General features: G+C 35.0%; 18 protein-coding genes, 1 pseudogene and 1 riboswitch. Of the genes and pseudogenes, 5 read left to right on the top strand and 14 right to left on the bottom strand.

The features are described from left to right. Positions 1 to 11: 11 nt before the first annotated feature. The 3 genes from EGX95_RS02720 to EGX95_RS02710 all read right to left on the bottom strand — a co-directional run bounded on the left by EGX95_RS02720 (position 12) and on the right by EGX95_RS02710 (position 2,061). Complete coding sequence (locus tag EGX95_RS02720) at positions 12 to 263, bottom strand: hypothetical protein (RefSeq protein ID WP_000834195.1); 252 nt, start codon at positions 261 to 263, stop codon at positions 12 to 14. Positions 264 to 367: 104 nt separating this feature from the next. Then, on the bottom strand, positions 368 to 1,129 hold the full coding sequence (locus EGX95_RS02715) for a L,D-transpeptidase (protein WP_000732024.1): 762 nt from the start codon (positions 1,127 to 1,129) through the stop codon (positions 368 to 370). Between the two features lie 65 nt (positions 1,130 to 1,194). Then, the gene (locus EGX95_RS02710) at positions 1,195 to 2,061 is read right to left on the bottom strand and encodes an SDR family oxidoreductase (RefSeq protein WP_001136274.1); all 867 of its coding nucleotides are present in this window, start codon (positions 2,059 to 2,061) and stop codon (positions 1,195 to 1,197) included. A gap of 202 nt (positions 2,062 to 2,263) precedes the next feature. Here EGX95_RS02710 and EGX95_RS02705 point away from each other — a divergent pair, with 202 nt between their 5' ends. The 4 genes from EGX95_RS02705 to EGX95_RS02690 all read left to right on the top strand — a co-directional run bounded on the left by EGX95_RS02705 (position 2,264) and on the right by EGX95_RS02690 (position 7,420). Further along, on the top strand, positions 2,264 to 3,565 hold the full coding sequence (locus EGX95_RS02705) for an NCS2 family permease (protein ID WP_063246800.1): 1,302 nt from the start codon (positions 2,264 to 2,266) through the stop codon (positions 3,563 to 3,565). 91 nt (positions 3,566 to 3,656) lie between these two features. After that, a riboswitch (SAM riboswitch) is annotated at positions 3,657 to 3,762 on the top strand. Between the two features lie 88 nt (positions 3,763 to 3,850). Then, positions 3,851 to 4,963, top strand: a complete 1,113-nt coding sequence (locus EGX95_RS02700) for a sugar ABC transporter substrate-binding protein (RefSeq protein WP_000732069.1) — start codon at positions 3,851 to 3,853, stop codon at positions 4,961 to 4,963. Further along, on the top strand, positions 4,960 to 6,447 hold the full coding sequence (locus tag EGX95_RS02695; protein ID WP_002081655.1) for a sugar ABC transporter ATP-binding protein: 1,488 nt from the start codon (positions 4,960 to 4,962) through the stop codon (positions 6,445 to 6,447). The genes EGX95_RS02700 and EGX95_RS02695 overlap by 4 nt, the downstream gene beginning before the upstream one ends. Continuing rightward, positions 6,431 to 7,420 carry an ABC transporter permease gene (locus tag EGX95_RS02690; RefSeq protein ID WP_001054971.1) on the top strand — a complete coding sequence of 330 codons (990 nt, stop codon included), beginning with the start codon at positions 6,431 to 6,433 and terminating at the stop codon, positions 7,418 to 7,420. Before EGX95_RS02695 ends, EGX95_RS02690 begins: the two co-directional genes overlap by 17 nt. Here the strand turns inward: EGX95_RS02690 and EGX95_RS02685 are convergent. The 8 genes and pseudogenes from EGX95_RS02685 to EGX95_RS02655 all read right to left on the bottom strand — a co-directional run bounded on the left by EGX95_RS02685 (position 7,394) and on the right by EGX95_RS02655 (position 13,087). Beyond that, positions 7,394 to 7,717, bottom strand: a complete 324-nt coding sequence (locus EGX95_RS02685) for a hypothetical protein (RefSeq protein ID WP_000576474.1) — start codon at positions 7,715 to 7,717, stop codon at positions 7,394 to 7,396. The genes EGX95_RS02690 and EGX95_RS02685 overlap by 27 nt on opposite strands. A 48-nt stretch (positions 7,718 to 7,765) precedes the next feature. Further along, positions 7,766 to 7,969: pseudogene (locus tag EGX95_RS30645) on the bottom strand (hypothetical protein). A gap of 32 nt (positions 7,970 to 8,001) precedes the next feature. Beyond that, a complete protein-coding gene (locus EGX95_RS02680) occupies positions 8,002 to 8,652 on the bottom strand; it encodes an ABC transporter ATP-binding protein (protein ID WP_000615287.1) in 651 nt (216 codons plus the stop codon). Then, the gene (locus EGX95_RS02675; protein ID WP_000465063.1) at positions 8,653 to 9,879 is read right to left on the bottom strand and encodes an ABC transporter permease; all 1,227 of its coding nucleotides are present in this window, start codon (positions 9,877 to 9,879) and stop codon (positions 8,653 to 8,655) included. A 9-nt stretch (positions 9,880 to 9,888) separates the two neighbouring features. Further along, the gene (locus EGX95_RS02670) at positions 9,889 to 10,962 is read right to left on the bottom strand and encodes an ABC transporter permease (RefSeq protein ID WP_000280217.1); all 1,074 of its coding nucleotides are present in this window, start codon (positions 10,960 to 10,962) and stop codon (positions 9,889 to 9,891) included. A gap of 87 nt (positions 10,963 to 11,049) precedes the next feature. Continuing rightward, the gene (locus EGX95_RS02665) at positions 11,050 to 11,445 is read right to left on the bottom strand and encodes a hypothetical protein (protein WP_046952046.1); all 396 of its coding nucleotides are present in this window, start codon (positions 11,443 to 11,445) and stop codon (positions 11,050 to 11,052) included. Between the two features lie 197 nt (positions 11,446 to 11,642). After that, complete coding sequence (locus EGX95_RS02660) at positions 11,643 to 12,497, bottom strand: patatin-like phospholipase family protein (protein ID WP_000892670.1); 855 nt, start codon at positions 12,495 to 12,497, stop codon at positions 11,643 to 11,645. Positions 12,498 to 12,625: 128 nt separating this feature from the next. Beyond that, on the bottom strand, positions 12,626 to 13,087 hold the full coding sequence (locus EGX95_RS02655) for a MarR family transcriptional regulator (RefSeq protein WP_000386829.1): 462 nt from the start codon (positions 13,085 to 13,087) through the stop codon (positions 12,626 to 12,628). Between the two features lie 140 nt (positions 13,088 to 13,227). Here EGX95_RS02655 and EGX95_RS02650 point away from each other — a divergent pair, with 140 nt between their 5' ends. After that, positions 13,228 to 14,409, top strand: a complete 1,182-nt coding sequence (locus tag EGX95_RS02650; protein ID WP_000748682.1) for an MFS transporter — start codon at positions 13,228 to 13,230, stop codon at positions 14,407 to 14,409. Between the two features lie 22 nt (positions 14,410 to 14,431). Here the strand turns inward: EGX95_RS02650 and kdpDN are convergent, their stop codons facing one another. From kdpDN to kdpB, 3 genes are read right to left on the bottom strand one after another with little or no spacing between them, the layout of a single operon-like run. Continuing rightward, entirely contained in the window at positions 14,432 to 15,586 is a 1,155-nt protein-coding gene (gene kdpDN / locus EGX95_RS02645; RefSeq protein WP_002027046.1) for a KdpD-like non-kinase potassium sensor, read from the bottom strand. A 56-nt stretch (positions 15,587 to 15,642) separates the two neighbouring features. Continuing rightward, complete coding sequence (kdpC, locus tag EGX95_RS02640; RefSeq protein ID WP_001085553.1) at positions 15,643 to 16,224, bottom strand: K(+)-transporting ATPase subunit C; 582 nt, start codon at positions 16,222 to 16,224, stop codon at positions 15,643 to 15,645. Between the two features lie 16 nt (positions 16,225 to 16,240). Further along, positions 16,241 to 18,331, bottom strand: coding sequence for a potassium-transporting ATPase subunit KdpB (kdpB, locus tag EGX95_RS02635; protein ID WP_001248030.1), 2,091 nt, complete (start codon positions 18,329 to 18,331; stop codon positions 16,241 to 16,243).

Here is an 18,331-nt window from a genome sequence, read left to right as displayed (position 1 = left end):
CGTATGCTTTTTTACATTCCCCTCCAAAAATCATGCATAATAAAAAAGTACAAAATAACGAGAACGGCTGTCCCGCATAACGTAATACGCCGATATATACTTTTCTCCCCTTCCCTTGCCTTAACAAACGCCCAAATAAATCCGAAGAACAATATTAAATCAACGTATGGAACATAAAACGAAAAGACGAGAAAAGCATACAAATACACGATAAATAAACAGGTCGTTACTAAGAAAACTTTAAACGCAAATTCACTTTTCATAATGTAACCGCCCCCTATCTGTACTGTATTATATTCAGCAAAGTACAATAGTTGCAGTTAAACTGGAAGTAGAAATAAGCTACCGTCTATAATACGGTAGCCTATTACGGAACATTATATTTTCGTTTATATATATTACTTAAAGCTGAAGAAGGAATTTGCTCATAACGAATTTTTTCTCCTGTTTCATCCACAATATACAAATTGTTTCCTATATAATATATTCCATCTTTTCGTTTTGAGTACACTGCATATCTTTCGTTTGGCAATACCATTTTCACTTTCGTTAGCTGTCCATTCGGTTCTTGCCAATATATATCCACGCGATCTACTAACGTAAGCATACCAATTTGCTCTTCTTCTACTTTACGACCATTCCAGCTCACAACACGATAACCAAGCTTATTCGCTTCATATTCCGGGCTCGTATGAAACCGAGAAATGATTACTTTCGTCTGTAATTGAACTCGGTCATATAACCACTGTATATCCCTGTCATGCATACGAATACAGCCATTTGATTCCCTACTTCCAATTGTCCATTCCCGATTTGTCCCATGAATCGCATATTCATTTTTATCTAGTCCAAGCCATCTCGTACCAAGAGGGTTATTTGGTGCACCACCAGCTATTTTTTTTCGATGGTATTCTTTATTTTTATATTTAGTTATAATACAAAAATTACCTTCAGGCGTAGGTGTACGATCTCTTCCAGTTGTTACGGGGAATGTTTTTGTATAATTTCCATTTTCAAAAAAAGACAACTGGTTTGTCGTAAGATTCACTAATATTAAATGATCTGTACTAGCAAAAGCACTAACCGGTAGAATGAAAAATAATAGTATGACGAAACATAGCTTTTTCATCTATACCCCCCTAGCGCTCACTATAATAAGTGGAATTAACTTTACTTTGCTCTTATAAATGAAAACTATCCATTTACAATAACGCCCCCATTTACATGTATCATTTGCCCTGTAATATAGGATGAATCACCAGACGCTAAATATACATATGCTGGCGCTAATTCATATGGTTGACCAGGTCTTTGCATTGGAACATTGCTTCCAAACTGTGATACTTTTTTCTCATCAAAGCTCGATGGAATAAGTGGTGTCCAAATCGGTCCTGGCGCAACACCATTTACACGAATCCCTTTTTGCACTAATGACTGAGAAAGTGATCTTGTGAAAGCAACGATTGCCCCTTTCGTTGCAGAATAATCAATTAACGTTTCATTTCCTTCGTATGCAACGATAGACGCGGTATTTATAATGACATCCCCTTGCTTTAAATGAGAAAGTGCGGCTTTCGCAACGTGAAAATAAGAAAAAATATTAATACGAAAAGTCTTTTCTAGCTGTTCTGCTGTAATATACTCTAGTCCTTGCTGCGGATATTGCTGCGCAACATTATTTACTAAAACCTGTAAACTTCCTAGCTGCTGAACGGTCTCTTGAACAACATCTTTACAATGCTGTTCATCACTTAAATCACCCGGCAACAATACACACTTTACACCTTCTTTCTCAACATACTGCTTCGTCTCATTAGCATCTTCTTCCTCATCTAAATAAGCAATCGCAATATTTGCTCCCTCTTTCGCAAAAGCGATAGAAACAGCTCGTCCAATTCCGCTATCTCCACCTGTAATTAATACATTCTTTCCTTTTAACTTTTCGCTTCCTTTATAATTTGGATCTTCAAACTGCGGTAGAGGATTCATTAATGATTCAATGCCAGGCTGTTTATTTTGATGTTGCGCCGGCATTGTTACAAAGTTTTTTTGCTGCGGCATAGTTTTCTTTCAACTCCTTTTTCTTATAATGTGCATAATAAAAACTGAAATTCGCACATCATATTACGATTAATATTTGAATTTAAGACACAAAATATGAATTGTTGTAAACTTTTTATGCAAAACTATTGCAAAATAGTTAAAAAACGAATATTATATATAACTGTTGTGAAAATTATTCGTAAACAGAAAGGATGTTTATATGTTTAACCTTTCAAAACATAAAACTTCTATTAAAACTGAAATTATGGCAGGTATTATTACCTTCTTAACAATGGCATATATCATTGTCGTAAACCCAGTTATCCTTGGGGATGCAGGTGTTCCATTTGAACAAGCATTTACAGCAACCATTATCGCTGCTGTTGTCGGAACATTATTTATGGCGATCTTTACAAACTTACCAATCGCAATTGCACCAGGTATGGGATTAAATGCTTACTTCTCTTACTCTGTTGTAAAGGCTCATGAAAGCATGACTTTCGCAATTGCATTCTCTGCTGTATTCGTAGCAGGTATGATTTTAATTTTGTTATCATTCACATCTTTCCGTACAAAATTAATGGAAGCAATTCCTGAAAACTTAAAACATGCAATTACTGCTGGTATCGGTCTTTTCATCGCCTTTATCGGTTTACGTTTAACAGGTATCGTTACAAAAAATGAAGCAAACTTAGTTGGACTTGGTGATCTTCACTCTGCTCCAGTACTACTAGCATTAGCTGGACTTGGAATTACGATTGTTCTTATGTCTTTAAATGTAAATGGTGCGCTATTTATCGGGATGCTATTAACTGGTATTATCGCTTTCTTCACGGGACAATTATCATTCTCAAACGGTGTTACATCAATGCCTGGATTACCAGAAGGAATTATCGTTTCAAATCCAATTACTGCTGTATCTGACGTAATTAACTACGGATTATACGGCGTTGTATTCTCATTCTTCCTTGTTACACTTTTCGATACAACAGGTACATTACTTGGCGTTGCACAACAAGGTGGATTTATGAAAGACGGAAAGCTTCCCAAAGCTGGACGAGCTCTTCTATCTGACTCATTCTCAGCAACAATCGGTTCTATGTTCGGAACAACACCATCAACAGCTTACATTGAATCATCTGCTGGTGTTGCAGCTGGTGGTCGTACTGGTTTAACAACTGTTACAGTAGCTATTCTATTCGCACTAGCAGCATTCTTCGGACCATTAGTAAGTGCTGTCTCTGGTGTATCAGCTATTACTGCACCATCACTAATTATCGTTGGTAGTCTTATGATGGGTTCAGTTCGCCACATCGATTGGGACGCATTTGATGAAGCATTCCCAGCATTCTTAGTAATCTTAAGCATGCCACTTACATCAAGTATCGCAACAGGTATCGCACTTGGATTTATTTCATATCCACTTATGAAAGTGGCAAAAGGTAAATTCCGTGCTGTTCACCCACTTGTGTATGTATTTGGAATTTTGTTTGCTTATCAATTGATTTTCTTACCACATTAAAAACCCTCTTTCTGAGGGTTTTTTTATTTACAAAAAACATTTGACAACCATACAGAATCATGGAATAATTCAAAATAGTTAAATATTCGATGTCTTATCAAGAGCAGGTGGAGGGATGAGCCCTACGAAGCCCGGCAACCGACCCATTTATGGGCACGGTGCTAATTCTTACAACACATTGTGTTGAAAGATAAGAGTAATATGATAAGACGTCTTTTCTATATGAAAAGGCGTTTTTTATTTTCACTCCCTCCTCTCTCTTCTTAGTTTAGGAGGGATTTTTTTATGAAAAAACTATGTTCCATCGTACTTATTTTTCTCTTATTTACATTAACAGCTTGTACAAATGAACAAGATGCTATCTCTTCACAAAAGCAACAAACTGTGAAGCAGGCAACTACAACGGTAGAAAAACAATTACAAACAGAAGTTCCAATCCAAATGAAGAAGCCATTAAAAATCGCATTAATTATGCAAATGTCCATCGGAACTTTTTCCTCTCAATATATTGAGGGCGTCAAAAAACAAGTTGAGCTATTTGGCGGCAGTGTACAAGTCTACAATTCTGATAATGATTTAGCAAAAATGGCTGCAAATTTAGATACTGCTATTAATTCAAAAGTTGATGGTATTTTAATTGATCATGGCCGTTCTGAAGCACTAAAACCCGGAGTAGAAAAAGCATTACAGGCGAACATTCCCGTAGTTGCGTTCGATAACGATCTACGCTTGCCAGGTGTGACAATTATCGATCAAGATGACTATAGTCTTGCTTGGAAATCTTTAAAAACGTTAGCGGAAGATTTGAATGGACAAGGAAATATCGCCGTCGTATGGGTTGGCGGATTTGCTCCAATGGAACGCCGCAACGTTATCATTGATGCCTTTTATAAACGGTATCCAAATATAAAAGAAGTTGCAAGATTCGGTACTGCTAGTAATAACACACCGCTTGATACACAAACACAAGTAGAAGCTTTACTAAAGAAATATCCGAAAAAAGGAGATTTACAAGCTATTTTCGCTTCGTGGGATGAGTTTGCTAAAGGGGCTGTTAAAGCACTTGAACAAGCTGGTCGTACAGATATAAAAGTATATGGCATTGACTTAAGTAATGAAGATTTACAACTTATGCAAAAAGAAAACTCACCTTGGACTGCTACAGCTGCAACTGACCCAGCTGAAGTAGGTAAGGTTCAAGTACGATTTTTATACAAAAAAATTGCTGGTGAACAAACGCCAGATATTTATTCACTAGAACCTTATTTAGTAAAGAAAAATAGTTTACCGAAAGAAAATATAACAATGGATCAGTTATCAAAATATATAAACGGTTGGGGAGACTCAAAAGATGCATATTCCCCTTGGATGAAAAAATTAGAGAAGGAGAAAAAATGATGACGTTCTCTCTTCAAAACATTACACATTCTTATCATATCGCTACACCTGTTCTAGAAGATGTTTCTATTCATATTCAAAAAGGAAAAGTGCACGCTTTACTAGGCATGAACGGTGCCGGAAAAAGTACTTTACTAAAAATAGCAACTGGTGAAATTCAACCAGTTGCTGGCGATATAAAAATTGATAATCAGTCTGTCTCCTTTACTTCACCTCGAGATGCAAAAAAGCATGGTATTTCTTTCGTAACACAAGAAGTAGATCACGGACTTATTCCCGGATTATCTGTATTAGAAAATGTACTAATCGATCATTTAGCAATGCAAAATAAAATACTATTTTCAAAGTCAAAATTAATCGCACTTGCTAAACAACATTTGCAAACTGTACAGGTAAATTTAAATGTTTCGGAAGATGTTTCAAACTGCTCATTACATGAAAAACAATTACTCCTTATCGCAAGAGCTTTATCTAACAATACAAATTATCTTTTATTAGATGAACCTACTTCTTCTCTTGGACCAAAAGAGGTTGAAACCTTTGGGAAACTATTAAAAGATTTAACAGCAAAAGGTATTGGCATTATCTTAATTTCTCATCGTTTATCCGAGATTCGAAATTTCGCAGATGATGTAACTGTATTACACAATGGGAAGGTTTCCCTTTCTGAAGCTATTACAAAGATTACAGATCAGCAAATTGTGGAAGCAATGACTGGAAAACAACTTACACTCCCTATTAATACAGCACCAAAAACCGGAAGCGAAGAATTATTTAAAGTACAAGAACTTCAATTACACGAAGATCGTTCTCCCCTTTCTCTTACAATACGAAAAGGAGAAACTGTTGTGGTATACGGATTAATTGGAAGTGGAAAAACAACACTTGCCGAAACCTTATTTGGCGCTCGTCATACTTATCACGCTGAAATAGATGGTCAAACAATAAAAATCCAAACACCACGAGATGCAATTAAAGCGAAAATTGCACTTGTACCCGAAGAAAGAAGAAAACAAGGCGTGTTTCTTACAGAAAATATTATAGGTCACACAAATTTACACCAATCAGGATGGCGACGAAAACAAACCGAATTAAATAATGCCACCATGGCAATTTCTTCTTTCAGCATTTCGCCAAATGACCCAAAAGCCCTTATTCATTCACTTAGTGGTGGAAACCAACAAAAAGTCTCAATTGCAAAGTGGGATGGATTCAAACCTAATCTATTTCTTTTGGATGAACCAACTAAAGGTGTAGACATCGCTGCAAAACAAGACATTTTTCAATTCATTCGCAACATTACAGAAAACGGAAGTTCCGCAATTTATTTCACAGGAGAACAAGATGAAGCACTACATATCGCTGATCGCATTCTTATACTGGCGAACGGAGAATTTGTAGGTGAATACTTACCAAACGAACTATCTCCTGAACAGCTTTTACATTTATCTGAAGGGAGTTATTCCATTGAATCTCGTTCATAAAACTAAAAAACCAAATTTACCTACTCATCTTTTTTATCAATTTAGTACAATTGCTATTATTATAGGTGTTACAATTTTTTTCTCTATCGTCAATGATTCTTTTTTAACATATAACAATATTAGTGATATTTTACGTTCTATTTCCATCGTAACGTTACTTGCAATCGGCGTTACCTTTACATTGATTGTAGATGGGTTTGATTTATCAGTCGGCTCTACCGCTAGTTTAGCAACAATTGCCGCTGCTTCTTGTCTCGTTTTATATCGACAAGAACTATTAGTTACACTCCTTGTTCCTATTCTTTGCGGGGTATTAGTTGGGTTATTTAATGCACTACTTGTTATCCGAATTAAACTACCCGATTTACTAGCTACATTAAGTATCATGTATATCGTTAATGGACTACACTTAACATTTTCAAAAGGATCTTCAATTTATGAAGGAATGTCCGGTGCAACAGGACATTTTATTCCATCCTTTTTATTTATCGGTCAGGGTTCTGTTTTAGGAATTCCAGTCCCTGTCATTATCATGCTTATCGTCGTTTTAATTGCACATCTATTTTTAGAAAAAACAACGTACGGTCGTTTCTTTTATATGACGGGTGGGAATCGAGAAGCTGCTAGACTAGCCGGTATCCCTACTGACCGTTACCGTGTGTATGCTTATATGATTAGCGGTTTACTAGCTTCTATTGGCGGCATTATTCTATGTAGCCGCGTTGGAACAGGACAAGTTTCAGCTGGTGCCCCATTATTAATGGATGCAGTCGCAGCTGCCTATATCGGTTACGCAATGTTCGGCGCCAAGAAACCAAATATAGTCGGAACATTTCTCGGCTCAGTATTAATTGGAATTATATTAAATGGACTCACAATGATGAACGTTCCTTATTATGCACAAGATATCATTAAAGGCAGTATTTTAATTACAGCTTTAGCCTTTTCATTTATTAAAAAGAAGCGTAAATAAAAAGAGAGCATCGAATTCGATGCTCTCTTTTCCCTTTGCAACAATCACACGAACTACTTTCAAAACAAGAAGCAAAAGACCGTTCACTATCGCTGCAATCCCTAAAGAGACAGCTATCATCAGCTCTCCCATTCCGTTATTCAATACAAACATAACAGAAGAAATGAAAGCCAAAATAAACAATATTAACGTTGGTATATATTTAATAACTGGCTTCTTATATGACTTTTGTGAAAGAAGAAACGTAATTACCAACGTCATAATGAAAACAAAATATACGGCGAATAAAAAAATCATATGCAAGCCTCCTCTACGTCCAAACTACTTAAAAGAGATTAGGAACCTTTAATATTTCTCATTCACCTGTAATTCTTTACTATACTTTTGAATGAAAACTGACGAAATAACCATTACCATCCCTACACTACACCCAATAAGCTAATCCATTAGCATCTCATCATGTATGAGCCAGCGAAGTAGAAATACCCCTCCAAAAATAAGCATTGCAGTAAATCCGGTATGTCTAAGTCTTTTATATACATTTTCCATATGTATCACCTTTTCACATACCATCATCCATATTATGCTATACAACCATCAAGTAACCGTATTGTCCTCTGACAATATGCAGCTACCTTTTGATCATGTGTAACAACTAGAACTGTTTTTCCTTCTTTGTTAATCTCTTGTAAAATACTCATAATTTTTTCCCCATTTTCTTGATCAAGAGCACCAGTCGGTTCATCAGCAAGTATAATTTTTGTATCTTGTGCTAAAGCCCTTGCTATTGCTGTTCTTTGCTGTTCTCCTCCTGATAACTCGTAAGGATATTTGTTAATATGCCTCTCAAGCCCTACCATTTTCAGCATTTCTTTTGATATTTGCATACGTTTCTTATGAGAAATTCTTCTATATACAAGCGGAAGCATTACATTTTCAACAACTGTATAATCATCAAGTAGCGAAAAGTTCTGAAACACAAATCCAACTTCCTTGTTTCTATACTTATGATAGCTTGACTTTAATGTACTCGTATCCACTCCATCTAAAAAATACTTTCCAGCAGAGGGGCTATCGATTAAGCCAATAATGTTAAGGAGAGTAGATTTCCCCGAACCAGAGGGTCCCATAATAGCTATCATTTCGCCTTTTTCTATTACGAGATTAATATCATTTAAAGCACTAAAATTATTTTTTCCAAAGCCCTTAGCCACATTTGCAAGCTGAATCATCTATAACACCTCTTTCATATATGTATTTTTTATTTTTAATACATTGAAATAAATGATTATATATATAATGAAGATCATTACAATTGATAACATACTTATAACAATCAATGATTCTATAGAGACTTGTAACGTTCCAAAAAAAGATATTGTACTATTTTCTAGCTCTTTTTGAATTTCAATTACTCCGCTATTCTCCCATTGAAAATACATAATGCCTATACATATCGATAAAATGAATAACAACATATACTCAATAATAAATGGAAGACATATTTGAAAAGTACTTGCACCTAACGCTGATTTAATAGAAATATTTTTACGCTCCATATAAAGTGCGGCCATTGATGTTAATACGATAGATAGAAACGAAAAAAATAAGACTGTACCGCTTAATAATAAGGGGTATGACATATTATCAATACCTTGTTTTTCGTTTTCTAACAATTTGTTCGGATTTGTAACATAATACGAATATCCCTTACCTTCCGTTACCTTTAATACTTTCTTTTGAAATTCATTTATATTCTCATTTGTTTCTATAATTAACCCATTGTATAAAAGGTCTACACTATAGAACTCTATTTCTTCCATTCCAATTGGTAAAATTGCCATGTCATCTAATAATGTAATACGATTATCTGATATATCACCGCTCCGAGGATATGTAAATGGTGAATTTTTTTCTAAAAAGCCAATTACTTTCAACTTCATTTTTCCAGATTGTATAACATCACCAATAGATACCTTTTCTATATAATTAGACCCTAATATAACAGGTCTAATATCAAATACTGATTTATGAAATTCCGATTCCTCAAAATATCTTCCTTGTGAAATTCGTATATGAAAGTATTTATTAATATCTTTATCAACAATAAGAGCCTTTATCGTTCCATTTTCTTTTTTTAAACTAATTGAATAGTTACGGAACAAATAATTGGTTTTATTTGTTATTGGTATCGTATTAGATAATCCTTGAATGAATTGTTGATAATCACTTTTCGCTTTTTCTTCACTAAACAATGTTATATCTTGCGTCGCATAAAGTTCGTAGAAATTTTTATGAGTCGATAAATTATTTGCTACTGTCATCATTTTTCGATATCCCGACAGATTACTAATAAATTCTATAGCTGAAGAAAATGCAATAATTAAAGAAATTACTATAATCAAACTTGGTAACAACCGTTTTTTCACAGACTGTATAGAATCAAATATAAAAAACATGACGACCACCTACGTTCTTAAATGTTTTCCGGGATATATATTTATAATGTGCTTGATTGGAATTACAGTAACAAACATTGTAAGAAAAATTATAAAAACAATATTACATACCAATACATATGGTGTTAACGGTTTTAATAAGTATGTCTGAAAATACGTATGAATTGTTCCAGAAAACATTTCTAACGCCAGAAAAACCAACAACATCGCCACTAGAGAAATAAACAAAATTTGAATATATAGTTCGCAGTAAATAGATATATTAGAAGCACCTACTGCCTTTTTTAATGAAATCTCTCTTTCTTTTTTATAAATCCAAAACAACACCGCGGAAAGCCCAGAAACTACTGCAACAAGAATGAATTTATAATAATACTTATTTGCTGGATCTATATGTGCTACCTGTAGTTCCTGAAGATCTCGTTCATTCAGTATTTGAACATCTCCCGAGAGCACTTCTTTGCTCTTATTCATAAATGTTTTTATCTCGTTATGAATAGATGATGTAGGATTAACAACTGTTAATTGTAATTGTTTACTCGCGATAATACTTTTTTTAGATAGAGTAGGTAAGTTTTGAAGTGGAACGTATATGCCTGCTACACCGATATCACTGTCTTTTCTCGATATAGTTCCTATTTTTTGATATGTATCATCAAATTCATATAACTCCTCTACATTCGTTTGATCGCCAACAACCATATCGTTTACATTTTCACGATGAAAATATTTTCCTTCAGAAATATATGGCTTCCAATAATAATCATCCTTTAAGTTTACAGCTATGATCTTTGTTGCCCCTGAACTATTTAATGCTTTTAAATGCTCTACGTAAATATCACTTTTTACAAAAATATCTTGTATGACAGGAATTATCGCTTCCAATTCAGTTGTATTCGCTATCGGAACAGTTAACGTTTGATTCTTTTCTGGAAAGCCGATTTGAAAAGCAGATATGAAATTCCGTTTAGATTCTGTTAAAAGCGCAGCTATTGATATAGAAAGAAACGAAATAAAAAATGACATAAGAAGAATGACGGAAAACAGTTTGTTGTTTTTTATATTTTTAAAAGCTAAATACATGTCTCTGCTCCTTTTAGATAAGAAGGAGATGATGAACATCCCCTTCTCCCTATCCAAATATTTATAAAGACAACTGTTTAATGCTTTTTACCACTGTAATCGTAAGTTACCGTTACTATCAAAAGTTCCTTTGTGTGTATCTTCTTGATAGTCATTACTCTCATTAGCATAATGCTCAGAGTATAGCCCCTTTGCACCAAAGGCGTTATATGCGCCATTACTAACCGTGGCATTTAATGCTCTTCCAGATTCATGCGATCCTAATTTATCCGAAGCACTTTCAATATATGAATAACTTCCTTTTGAATTAATAAAAGAAATCGCTACTGAACAGCGAGATGCGTTTTGATTCGTAGTCGTTTGAGCTCTGTAAGATAGTAGGTTACCGCTTTTGTGACCGCTTAGAGTTGGATAGAATGCACTTGTTGAGATTGATGTTGCTAATAATACTAAAGTCGTAATTGAAAAAACTTTTCCTTTCATTAACAATCACCTCATAAATTAATAGTTTAGTAGCGCTACATCGTCATAATACCTCTCAAGTAAATTCTCCTCAATAAGACACTCCTATGTTTTACAAACTCTTTAAACACTTAAACATTTATACATTTTTAAAAAGTAACGGATAAGCAAGCAATACAAAAAAGGCTGCAGAGAATTTCTTCTCCACAGCCTAATACTTATTTTTGCAAGAACGCTTTTAAATCTGCAAACTGTCTCTTTGCATCTTCATAGCCTTGCTCATATAGATTTTGTAGTTTTGCTGTATCTTTTTCCATACGATCTACTTGAAGCGGTACTTCTGGACGAATAACAAATAAATTACCCGCTTGTTCTTCTTTTTCAATGTAGTGAAGTGTTTCATTATACACTTCATAGCGATTTAGCATCGTGTTAACAAGATTCGGATATTTTTTATAAGCTTTCGCAGCAACCCACCCAAATCTTGATTTTTTCTTTGCGTAACCGTGATTTCTTGTTAAAATTACGACTGATTTTTTAAATCCATCTTCCTGTGCTTTACGAACTGGAATTGGATCTGAAATCCCGCCATCTAATAATTGCTTACCACGGTAATTTACTACTGGTGCAATGAAAGGTAATGAACTAGAAGCTTGTAATAAATTTAGTGCATCGTCATTCGTTCCCTCTTTTTCAAAATAAACAGACTGTCCTGTTTCACAATCCGTTGTTCCTACAAGGAAACGTTCCGGGCTATTAAAGTATGTTTCAAAATCAAACGGCACATGCTTTTCTGGAATTTCATGGAAAATGAAATCCATATCAAATAGCTGACGTTTTTTCCATAAGTTTTTATACGATAAATATTTCGGATGTGATGCATAATCAATATTGACCGTTTTATTTCTATTTCTTTGTCTGGAAAGATACGACGCTGCATGACAAGCACCAGCTGATACACCGATTACATATGGAAAATATAAATCTTGTTCCATAAAGTATTCTAATATCCCGCCCGTATATACACCACGCATACCGCCGCCTTCTAATACTAACCCTGTATTTTCAAGCATGTTACTCTCTCCTCTATATATATTGACTCTTTAATTATTCACCATGTTAAGTATATTTTTCTATTATATATGAGTTCTTTCAGAAATTATATTTAAAAGACTTGAGAAAACGGAATTTTTTCTTCCAATTATATTTCCAAATGATCGGAGACATCCTTTATAAACCTCTGAATAAAATCTTGTTCTTCTTTCGTATATCTATCTAAGAGTAACAGCCACTTTTCTTCAGCTTGTTTATGCAATTTATCATGAGCTTTATATATTTCATTTCCGCTTTCCGTTAAGCGAAAGAAAATTTCTTTTTGATTGTCTAACATTTGCATCTTCTCAACGAATTTCTTTTGGAATAACTTTGTACAAACTTTAGAGATTGCACCCTTCGTCATTCCCATTTCTATCGTAATTGCCGTTACATTCATCAGACCATTTTTCCCGATACACTCAATTACATGTAACTCAGATAAAGACATACCACTTACACCTGTCTCACTAAGAAACTTCTCATTTTGTCCTTTCAAATGTTCTTCTCTTTTATGCAAAAGTGTACGAATGTCCGAAAGTATTTCCATTTGTTTCGTTACATAATCCAATCCGTTCGCCCCCCTAAGTTTCCAAAGAAACAATTTAACTATATACCATTTTAAAATCTTTTTTTCATATTTACAAGTTAGAAAAACATGTTAAAATAAATTTAGTTTCCCGGGAAACTAAAAAGAAGGAGGTTAACATAATGAAAAAATCCAAACTACATTTCATTTTATATGTTGTCTGTATTAGTGCCTTACTTGGTTCCTTCGCTCAAAATATTTACACACCTATCTTGCCCATGATTCAAGGTTCTTTTCATACTTCTCCTTATCTTGTAAATGTAACAGTTTCACTTTTCACATTTATTCTTGCAATTATGCAGCTCGTATATGGACCTTTAATTGATACAAAAGGGAGAAAATCTGTCCTTATCCCTAGTTTAGTCATTAGTACAATTGGTTCAATCGGATGTGCTTTTTCGGCAAACATTTATTTATTTCTCTTTTTTAGAGCTGTTCAAGCTATAGGAATAGCGGCTATACCTGTAGTTTCAGCAACGATTATCGGCGATTTATTTGAAGGAAAAGAACGCGGAGAAGCGATGAGCCTATACCAAATGTTACTTGCCCTCGCACCTGCGATTGGTCCTCTCATTGGTGGTTATCTCGGCAGTATAAATGGCCACTTATCCGTATTTCTATTTTTATCTATACTTGGCATTCTTTTATTAATGATAAACCTTTCACTACTTCCAGAAACAAAACCTACTGTAATTAAGCAACCGCAAGCAAAAAAGAATTACTGGTTTATCTTAAAAAATAAAACTGGATTTTCTATTACTCTTATTGGCTTCATTCAATTTTGTATTTACTTTTGCTTTCTCGTTTTTTTACCGAGTATTTTAACAAATTCATTTCATTTAACTGTAAATGAAATTGGTCTTATGTTTGTACCAATGTCTCTTTCTATCATGCTGGGAAGTTTTTGCTACAAGTTTTTGCAAAAACGCCTCACAACAAAGCAAACTTTATTTATTACGAGTTTCTTCAAAATTATATGTGTCGTTTTATTCTCTTTCACATATAGCATTAATATCCCATTCATCATTATCGTTACATCTTTGTACGGTTTTAGTATGGGACTTTCTATGCCAACTCACACTACTTTATTAACGGAAGAATTCGTACAAGAACGCGCAACAGCTATCGGTATGTACAACTTCATCCGCTATCTTGGTATGGGCACAGGCCCACTTATAGGTGGATTTCTTTTATTTAACCAAAATTACTTTTGGATTTTCTTCCTAGGCGCAATTATGTTTTTACTTGTAATCTTATATGCAATGAAAATGCTATGCTTCCCTGCCACACAAAAAGCAAAATAGAGACCTACAGATGGTCTCTATTTTAAACTCTTTGATCCGCAACAATATGAATATCAATATGTTTCGTCTGTCTCATAATTTCATTTACAATAGAACCTTTTCGAATTTCTTCCCACCGCGTTCTCGCTGATTGCCCAAGTAAAATTTGTGTTACTTGCAATCTTTTCGCGACTTCAATAATAACATCCGCAGGCTTTCTCCCTTTTGCTTCTTCTAATACAAAACTTGCATCAAATTGATTCGTGAGCGACTTCCACTCTTCAATTGTTTGTTTTTTACTAGCTGAAAGAGAGTCTATATTTTCTCTTTCAACATTTAATACATACAATTCAGCGTTTAAGCGATCAGCCATGCGCCAGCCCCGTCTTATTAATTTCTCTGCTGTTGAACTGTACTGTACACAAACGAGAATTTTTTCTTTCACTCCGATTGGTTCTATCACTGTTTGACTAATCTTTTCGTCCATATCGTCAGCGACTTCCCGAAGTGATAATTCTCTTAGTGCTCCTAAATTATTAAGCGTAAAGAAATTTTGTAAGCTTTGCTGAATTTTTTCTTCTTTATATATCTTTCCATCTATTAACCTCTTCCGAAGTACTTCCGGCGTTGCATCAACGAGCTGAATTTCATTTGCTTTTTGTAAAATAAAATCTGGAATTCGTTCTCTTACTTTTACATTTGTAATTTGAGCTACAATGTCATGAACGCTTTCTAAATGTTGAATATTAAACGCTGACAATACGGATATACCAGCCTCTAACAATTCTTGTACATCCATATAACGCTTCTTATTTTTAGAGCTGGGAATATTACTATGTGCAAGTTCATCCACTACAACGACTTGCGGCGCACGCTTTATAATTCCTTCCACATCAAGTTCATAAAACACTTTCCCTTTATACTCTATTTCTTTTAAAGGAACCTTTTCTAAATCAGCAATTGCGTCTTCTGTCTCTTTTCTCCCGTGCGTTTCAATTAAACCAATTACAATATCCATACCGTCCTTTTTCATCTCTCTAGCATCATAGAGCATTTTATAGCTTTTCCCTACTCCTGGAGCTGCTCCTACATATAGCTTTAACTTCCCGCGGTTTTGCTGACGAATATATTCTAAATACTCTTCTGGTGTTCGCCTTTGAAAAGTTGGTTTATAGTCATCCGCATACAAAACATTCACAACCCTTCTTTTGAAACAACGCTACCTCAATCCTTTAGATTGAGGTAGCGTTGTTTCTATTTCATTAGTTTCTGTAATTCTAAATTTAACTTTAAAACGTTCACACGGTTTTCTCCAAATAAGCCAAGTGCCGCACCTTCTGTTTGATCCTTAATCAATTGATTTAGCGTTTCTTTCGGAATATTCGTTATTTTAGAGATACGCTCTACCTGCACGGAAGCTGCCTTCGGACTAATGTCAGGATCAAGCCCTGAACCTGAATTTGTCACTAAATCGATTGGCACTTCTGTAACTGGAACGCTCGGATTTTGTTTCTTCCACTCTTCAATACTTTTCTCTACTCGTTTCTCTAAATCTGGATTAGACGGTGCATAGTTATTTGAACCAGACGCTTCTGCTTTATATTCAATACTAGAGACACGCCCATGAAAATAACGTGGATCTGTGAAATTTTGACCGATTAATTTAGAACCAATCACTTCATTTTTATCATTATATATTAGACTTCCATCCGCATTATCCTTCATTACTGCTTGTGCAATACCAGTAACAATAAGCGGATATACAAGTCCGCACAACACTAAAAATGTAAAAGTAATACGGATGATTGGTGATAGTATACTTTGTTTCTTCGCCATCTCTTTCCCCTCTTCCTTATATGAACAAGCCGACAATCATATCAATTACTTTAATTCCAATGAACGGTACAATCACTCCACCAAGCCCATAAATAAGTAGATTTCGGCCAAGTAGTGCATTCGAACTCATCGGTTTATATGCGATACCTTTCATCGCCAATGGAATGAGTAATGGAATAATAACTGCATTAAATAGTAATGCTGATAAAATCGCTGACAGTGGTGATGTTAGTTTCATAATGTTCAATGCTTCCATTTGCGGAATCGCAAGTGTAAACATTGCTGGAATGATTGCAAAATATTTCGCTATATCATTTGCAATACTAAACGTCGTTAACGCACCACGTGTCATTAACAATTGCTTACCGATTCCTACAACCTCAATAATTTTTGTCGGGTTCGAATCTAAATCAATCATATTGGCTGCTTCTTTCGCAGCTGTTGTACCACTATTCATCGCTAATCCAACATCAGCCTGTGCTAATGCCGGCGCATCATTTGTACCATCACCTGTCATCGCTACGAGTTTCCCTTTATCTTGCTCTGCTTTAATAACTGCAATTTTATCTTCTGGTTTGCACTCAGCAACAAACTCATCTACTCCTGCTTCTTTTGCAATGGTTGCTGCTGTTAATGGGTTATCCCCTGTACACATAACCGTTTTAATCCCCATTTGACGCAACTGTTCAAAACGTTCACGCATACCAGGTTTTACTGTATCTTTTAAATAGATTAAACCGTAAATACGATTATTCACTGCAACTACAAGTGGTGTTCCGCCCTCTTTTGAAATGAAATCTGCTTTTTGATTTACATCTTTCGGAATTGTTCCACCTTGTGACTGAACCCATTCAATCACGCTACCGACAGCACCTTTTCTCACTTTCGTTCCGTCCTGTAAATCAACACCACTCATTCTCGTTTCTGCTTTAAATGGAACAAACTCACCTTGTTCCGCAAGTTCTCTATTATATGATATAGATTTCGCTTGCACATACTCGATAACAGATCGACCTTCTGGTGTTTCATCTAAAACTGAGCTAATCGCAGCCCACTTTCCAACTTGCTCAATCGTTTCATTTCCTACAGGTAATAATGTATGAGCCATTCTGTTCCCGAAAGTAATCGTACCCGTTTTATCTAAAATAATTGTATTAATATCGCCAGCAGCTTCTACTGCTTTACCCGACATTGCTAACACATTAAACTTTGTCACACGGTCCATCCCGGCAATACCAATCGCTGATAATAATCCACCAATTGTCGTTGGAATTAAACAAACTAACAATGCTACAAGTACAGCTGTATCAATTTGAAACCCTAAATAATTTGTGAAAATCGGCAGCGTCACAACAACGATTAAGAAAATAAACGTTAAACTCGTTAATACTGTATTTAAAGCAATTTCATTCGGTGTTTTTTGACGAGCAGCCCCTTCTACTAAAGAGATCATTTTATCAATAAATGATTCACCAGGATTACTCGTAATGATAATCGTAATCTCATCACTTACAACCATCGTACCGCCTGTTACGGAACAAAAATCACCGCCAGCTTCTTTTATTACAGGAGCTGATTCCCCTGTAATCGCAGATTCATCAACAGATGCTAATCCTTTTATGACTTCCCCATCACTTGGAATCATTTCTCCTTGTTTTACAATAACAACATCACCTTTTCTCAGATCCGTTGCTGAAACTTGAACAATGTTCCCATTTTCTTTTACAACATTGGCAAACACATCTTTCTTCGAATGTTTTAAAGAATCGGCTTGCGCTTTCCCCCGTCCTTCCGCTAATGCTTCTGCAAAATTAGCAAATAAAACTGTAAATAAGAGAATGAAAGAAACTGTTATATTAAACCATCCTGGTACACTACTAGAATGACTTGGAAGAAACGATAAAATGAACGTAATGATAAATCCAATTTCTACAACAAACATAATCGGATTCTTTATCATGACTTTTGGATTCAATTTCGCAAAGGACTGTTTCATCGCATGTGTCACGATATCACGATCCATTGTTTTCGCTTGTCTAACTTCCTCTTCTACAACATGTATTTGCGACTCATTTACTCTTTTTTCTTTTACTACTACCGGTCTCAT

This window comes from Bacillus sp. FDAARGOS_527 (genome assembly GCF_003812125.1).
GTDB lineage: Bacteria > Bacillota > Bacilli > Bacillales > Bacillaceae_G > Bacillus_A > Bacillus_A paranthracis.
Note: the sequence above shows the minus strand (reverse complement) of the source record. Positions and strands in the feature narration are given on the sequence as shown.

What these genes read in the sequence shown, in the direction of transcription:
- EGX95_RS02720 (WP_000834195.1), bottom strand. Translation starts at nt 263, where the DNA reads ATGAAAAGTGAATTTGCGTTTAAAGTTTTCTTAGTAACGACCTGTTTA.
- EGX95_RS02715 (WP_000732024.1), bottom strand. Translation starts at nt 1,129, where the DNA reads ATGAAAAAGCTATGTTTCGTCATACTATTATTTTTCATTCTACCGGTT.
- EGX95_RS02710 (WP_001136274.1), bottom strand. Translation starts at nt 2,061, where the DNA reads ATGCCGCAGCAAAAAAACTTTGTAACAATGCCGGCGCAACATCAAAAT.
- EGX95_RS02705 (WP_063246800.1), top strand. Translation starts at nt 2,264, where the DNA reads ATGTTTAACCTTTCAAAACATAAAACTTCTATTAAAACTGAAATTATG.
- EGX95_RS02700 (WP_000732069.1), top strand. Translation starts at nt 3,851, where the DNA reads ATGAAAAAACTATGTTCCATCGTACTTATTTTTCTCTTATTTACATTA.
- EGX95_RS02695 (WP_002081655.1), top strand. Translation starts at nt 4,960, where the DNA reads ATGATGACGTTCTCTCTTCAAAACATTACACATTCTTATCATATCGCT.
- EGX95_RS02685 (WP_000576474.1), bottom strand. Translation starts at nt 7,717, where the DNA reads ATGATTTTTTTATTCGCCGTATATTTTGTTTTCATTATGACGTTGGTA.
- EGX95_RS02680 (WP_000615287.1), bottom strand. Translation starts at nt 8,652, where the DNA reads ATGATTCAGCTTGCAAATGTGGCTAAGGGCTTTGGAAAAAATAATTTT.
- EGX95_RS02675 (WP_000465063.1), bottom strand. Translation starts at nt 9,879, where the DNA reads ATGTTTTTTATATTTGATTCTATACAGTCTGTGAAAAAACGGTTGTTA.
- EGX95_RS02670 (WP_000280217.1), bottom strand. Translation starts at nt 10,962, where the DNA reads ATGTATTTAGCTTTTAAAAATATAAAAAACAACAAACTGTTTTCCGTC.
- EGX95_RS02665 (WP_046952046.1), bottom strand. Translation starts at nt 11,445, where the DNA reads ATGAAAGGAAAAGTTTTTTCAATTACGACTTTAGTATTATTAGCAACA.
- EGX95_RS02660 (WP_000892670.1), bottom strand. Translation starts at nt 12,497, where the DNA reads ATGCTTGAAAATACAGGGTTAGTATTAGAAGGCGGCGGTATGCGTGGT.
- EGX95_RS02650 (WP_000748682.1), top strand. Translation starts at nt 13,228, where the DNA reads ATGAAAAAATCCAAACTACATTTCATTTTATATGTTGTCTGTATTAGT.
- kdpC (WP_001085553.1), bottom strand. Translation starts at nt 16,224, where the DNA reads ATGGCGAAGAAACAAAGTATACTATCACCAATCATCCGTATTACTTTT.
- kdpB (WP_001248030.1), bottom strand. Translation starts at nt 18,331, where the DNA reads ATGAGACCGGTAGTAGTAAAAGAAAAAAGAGTAAATGAGTCGCAAATA.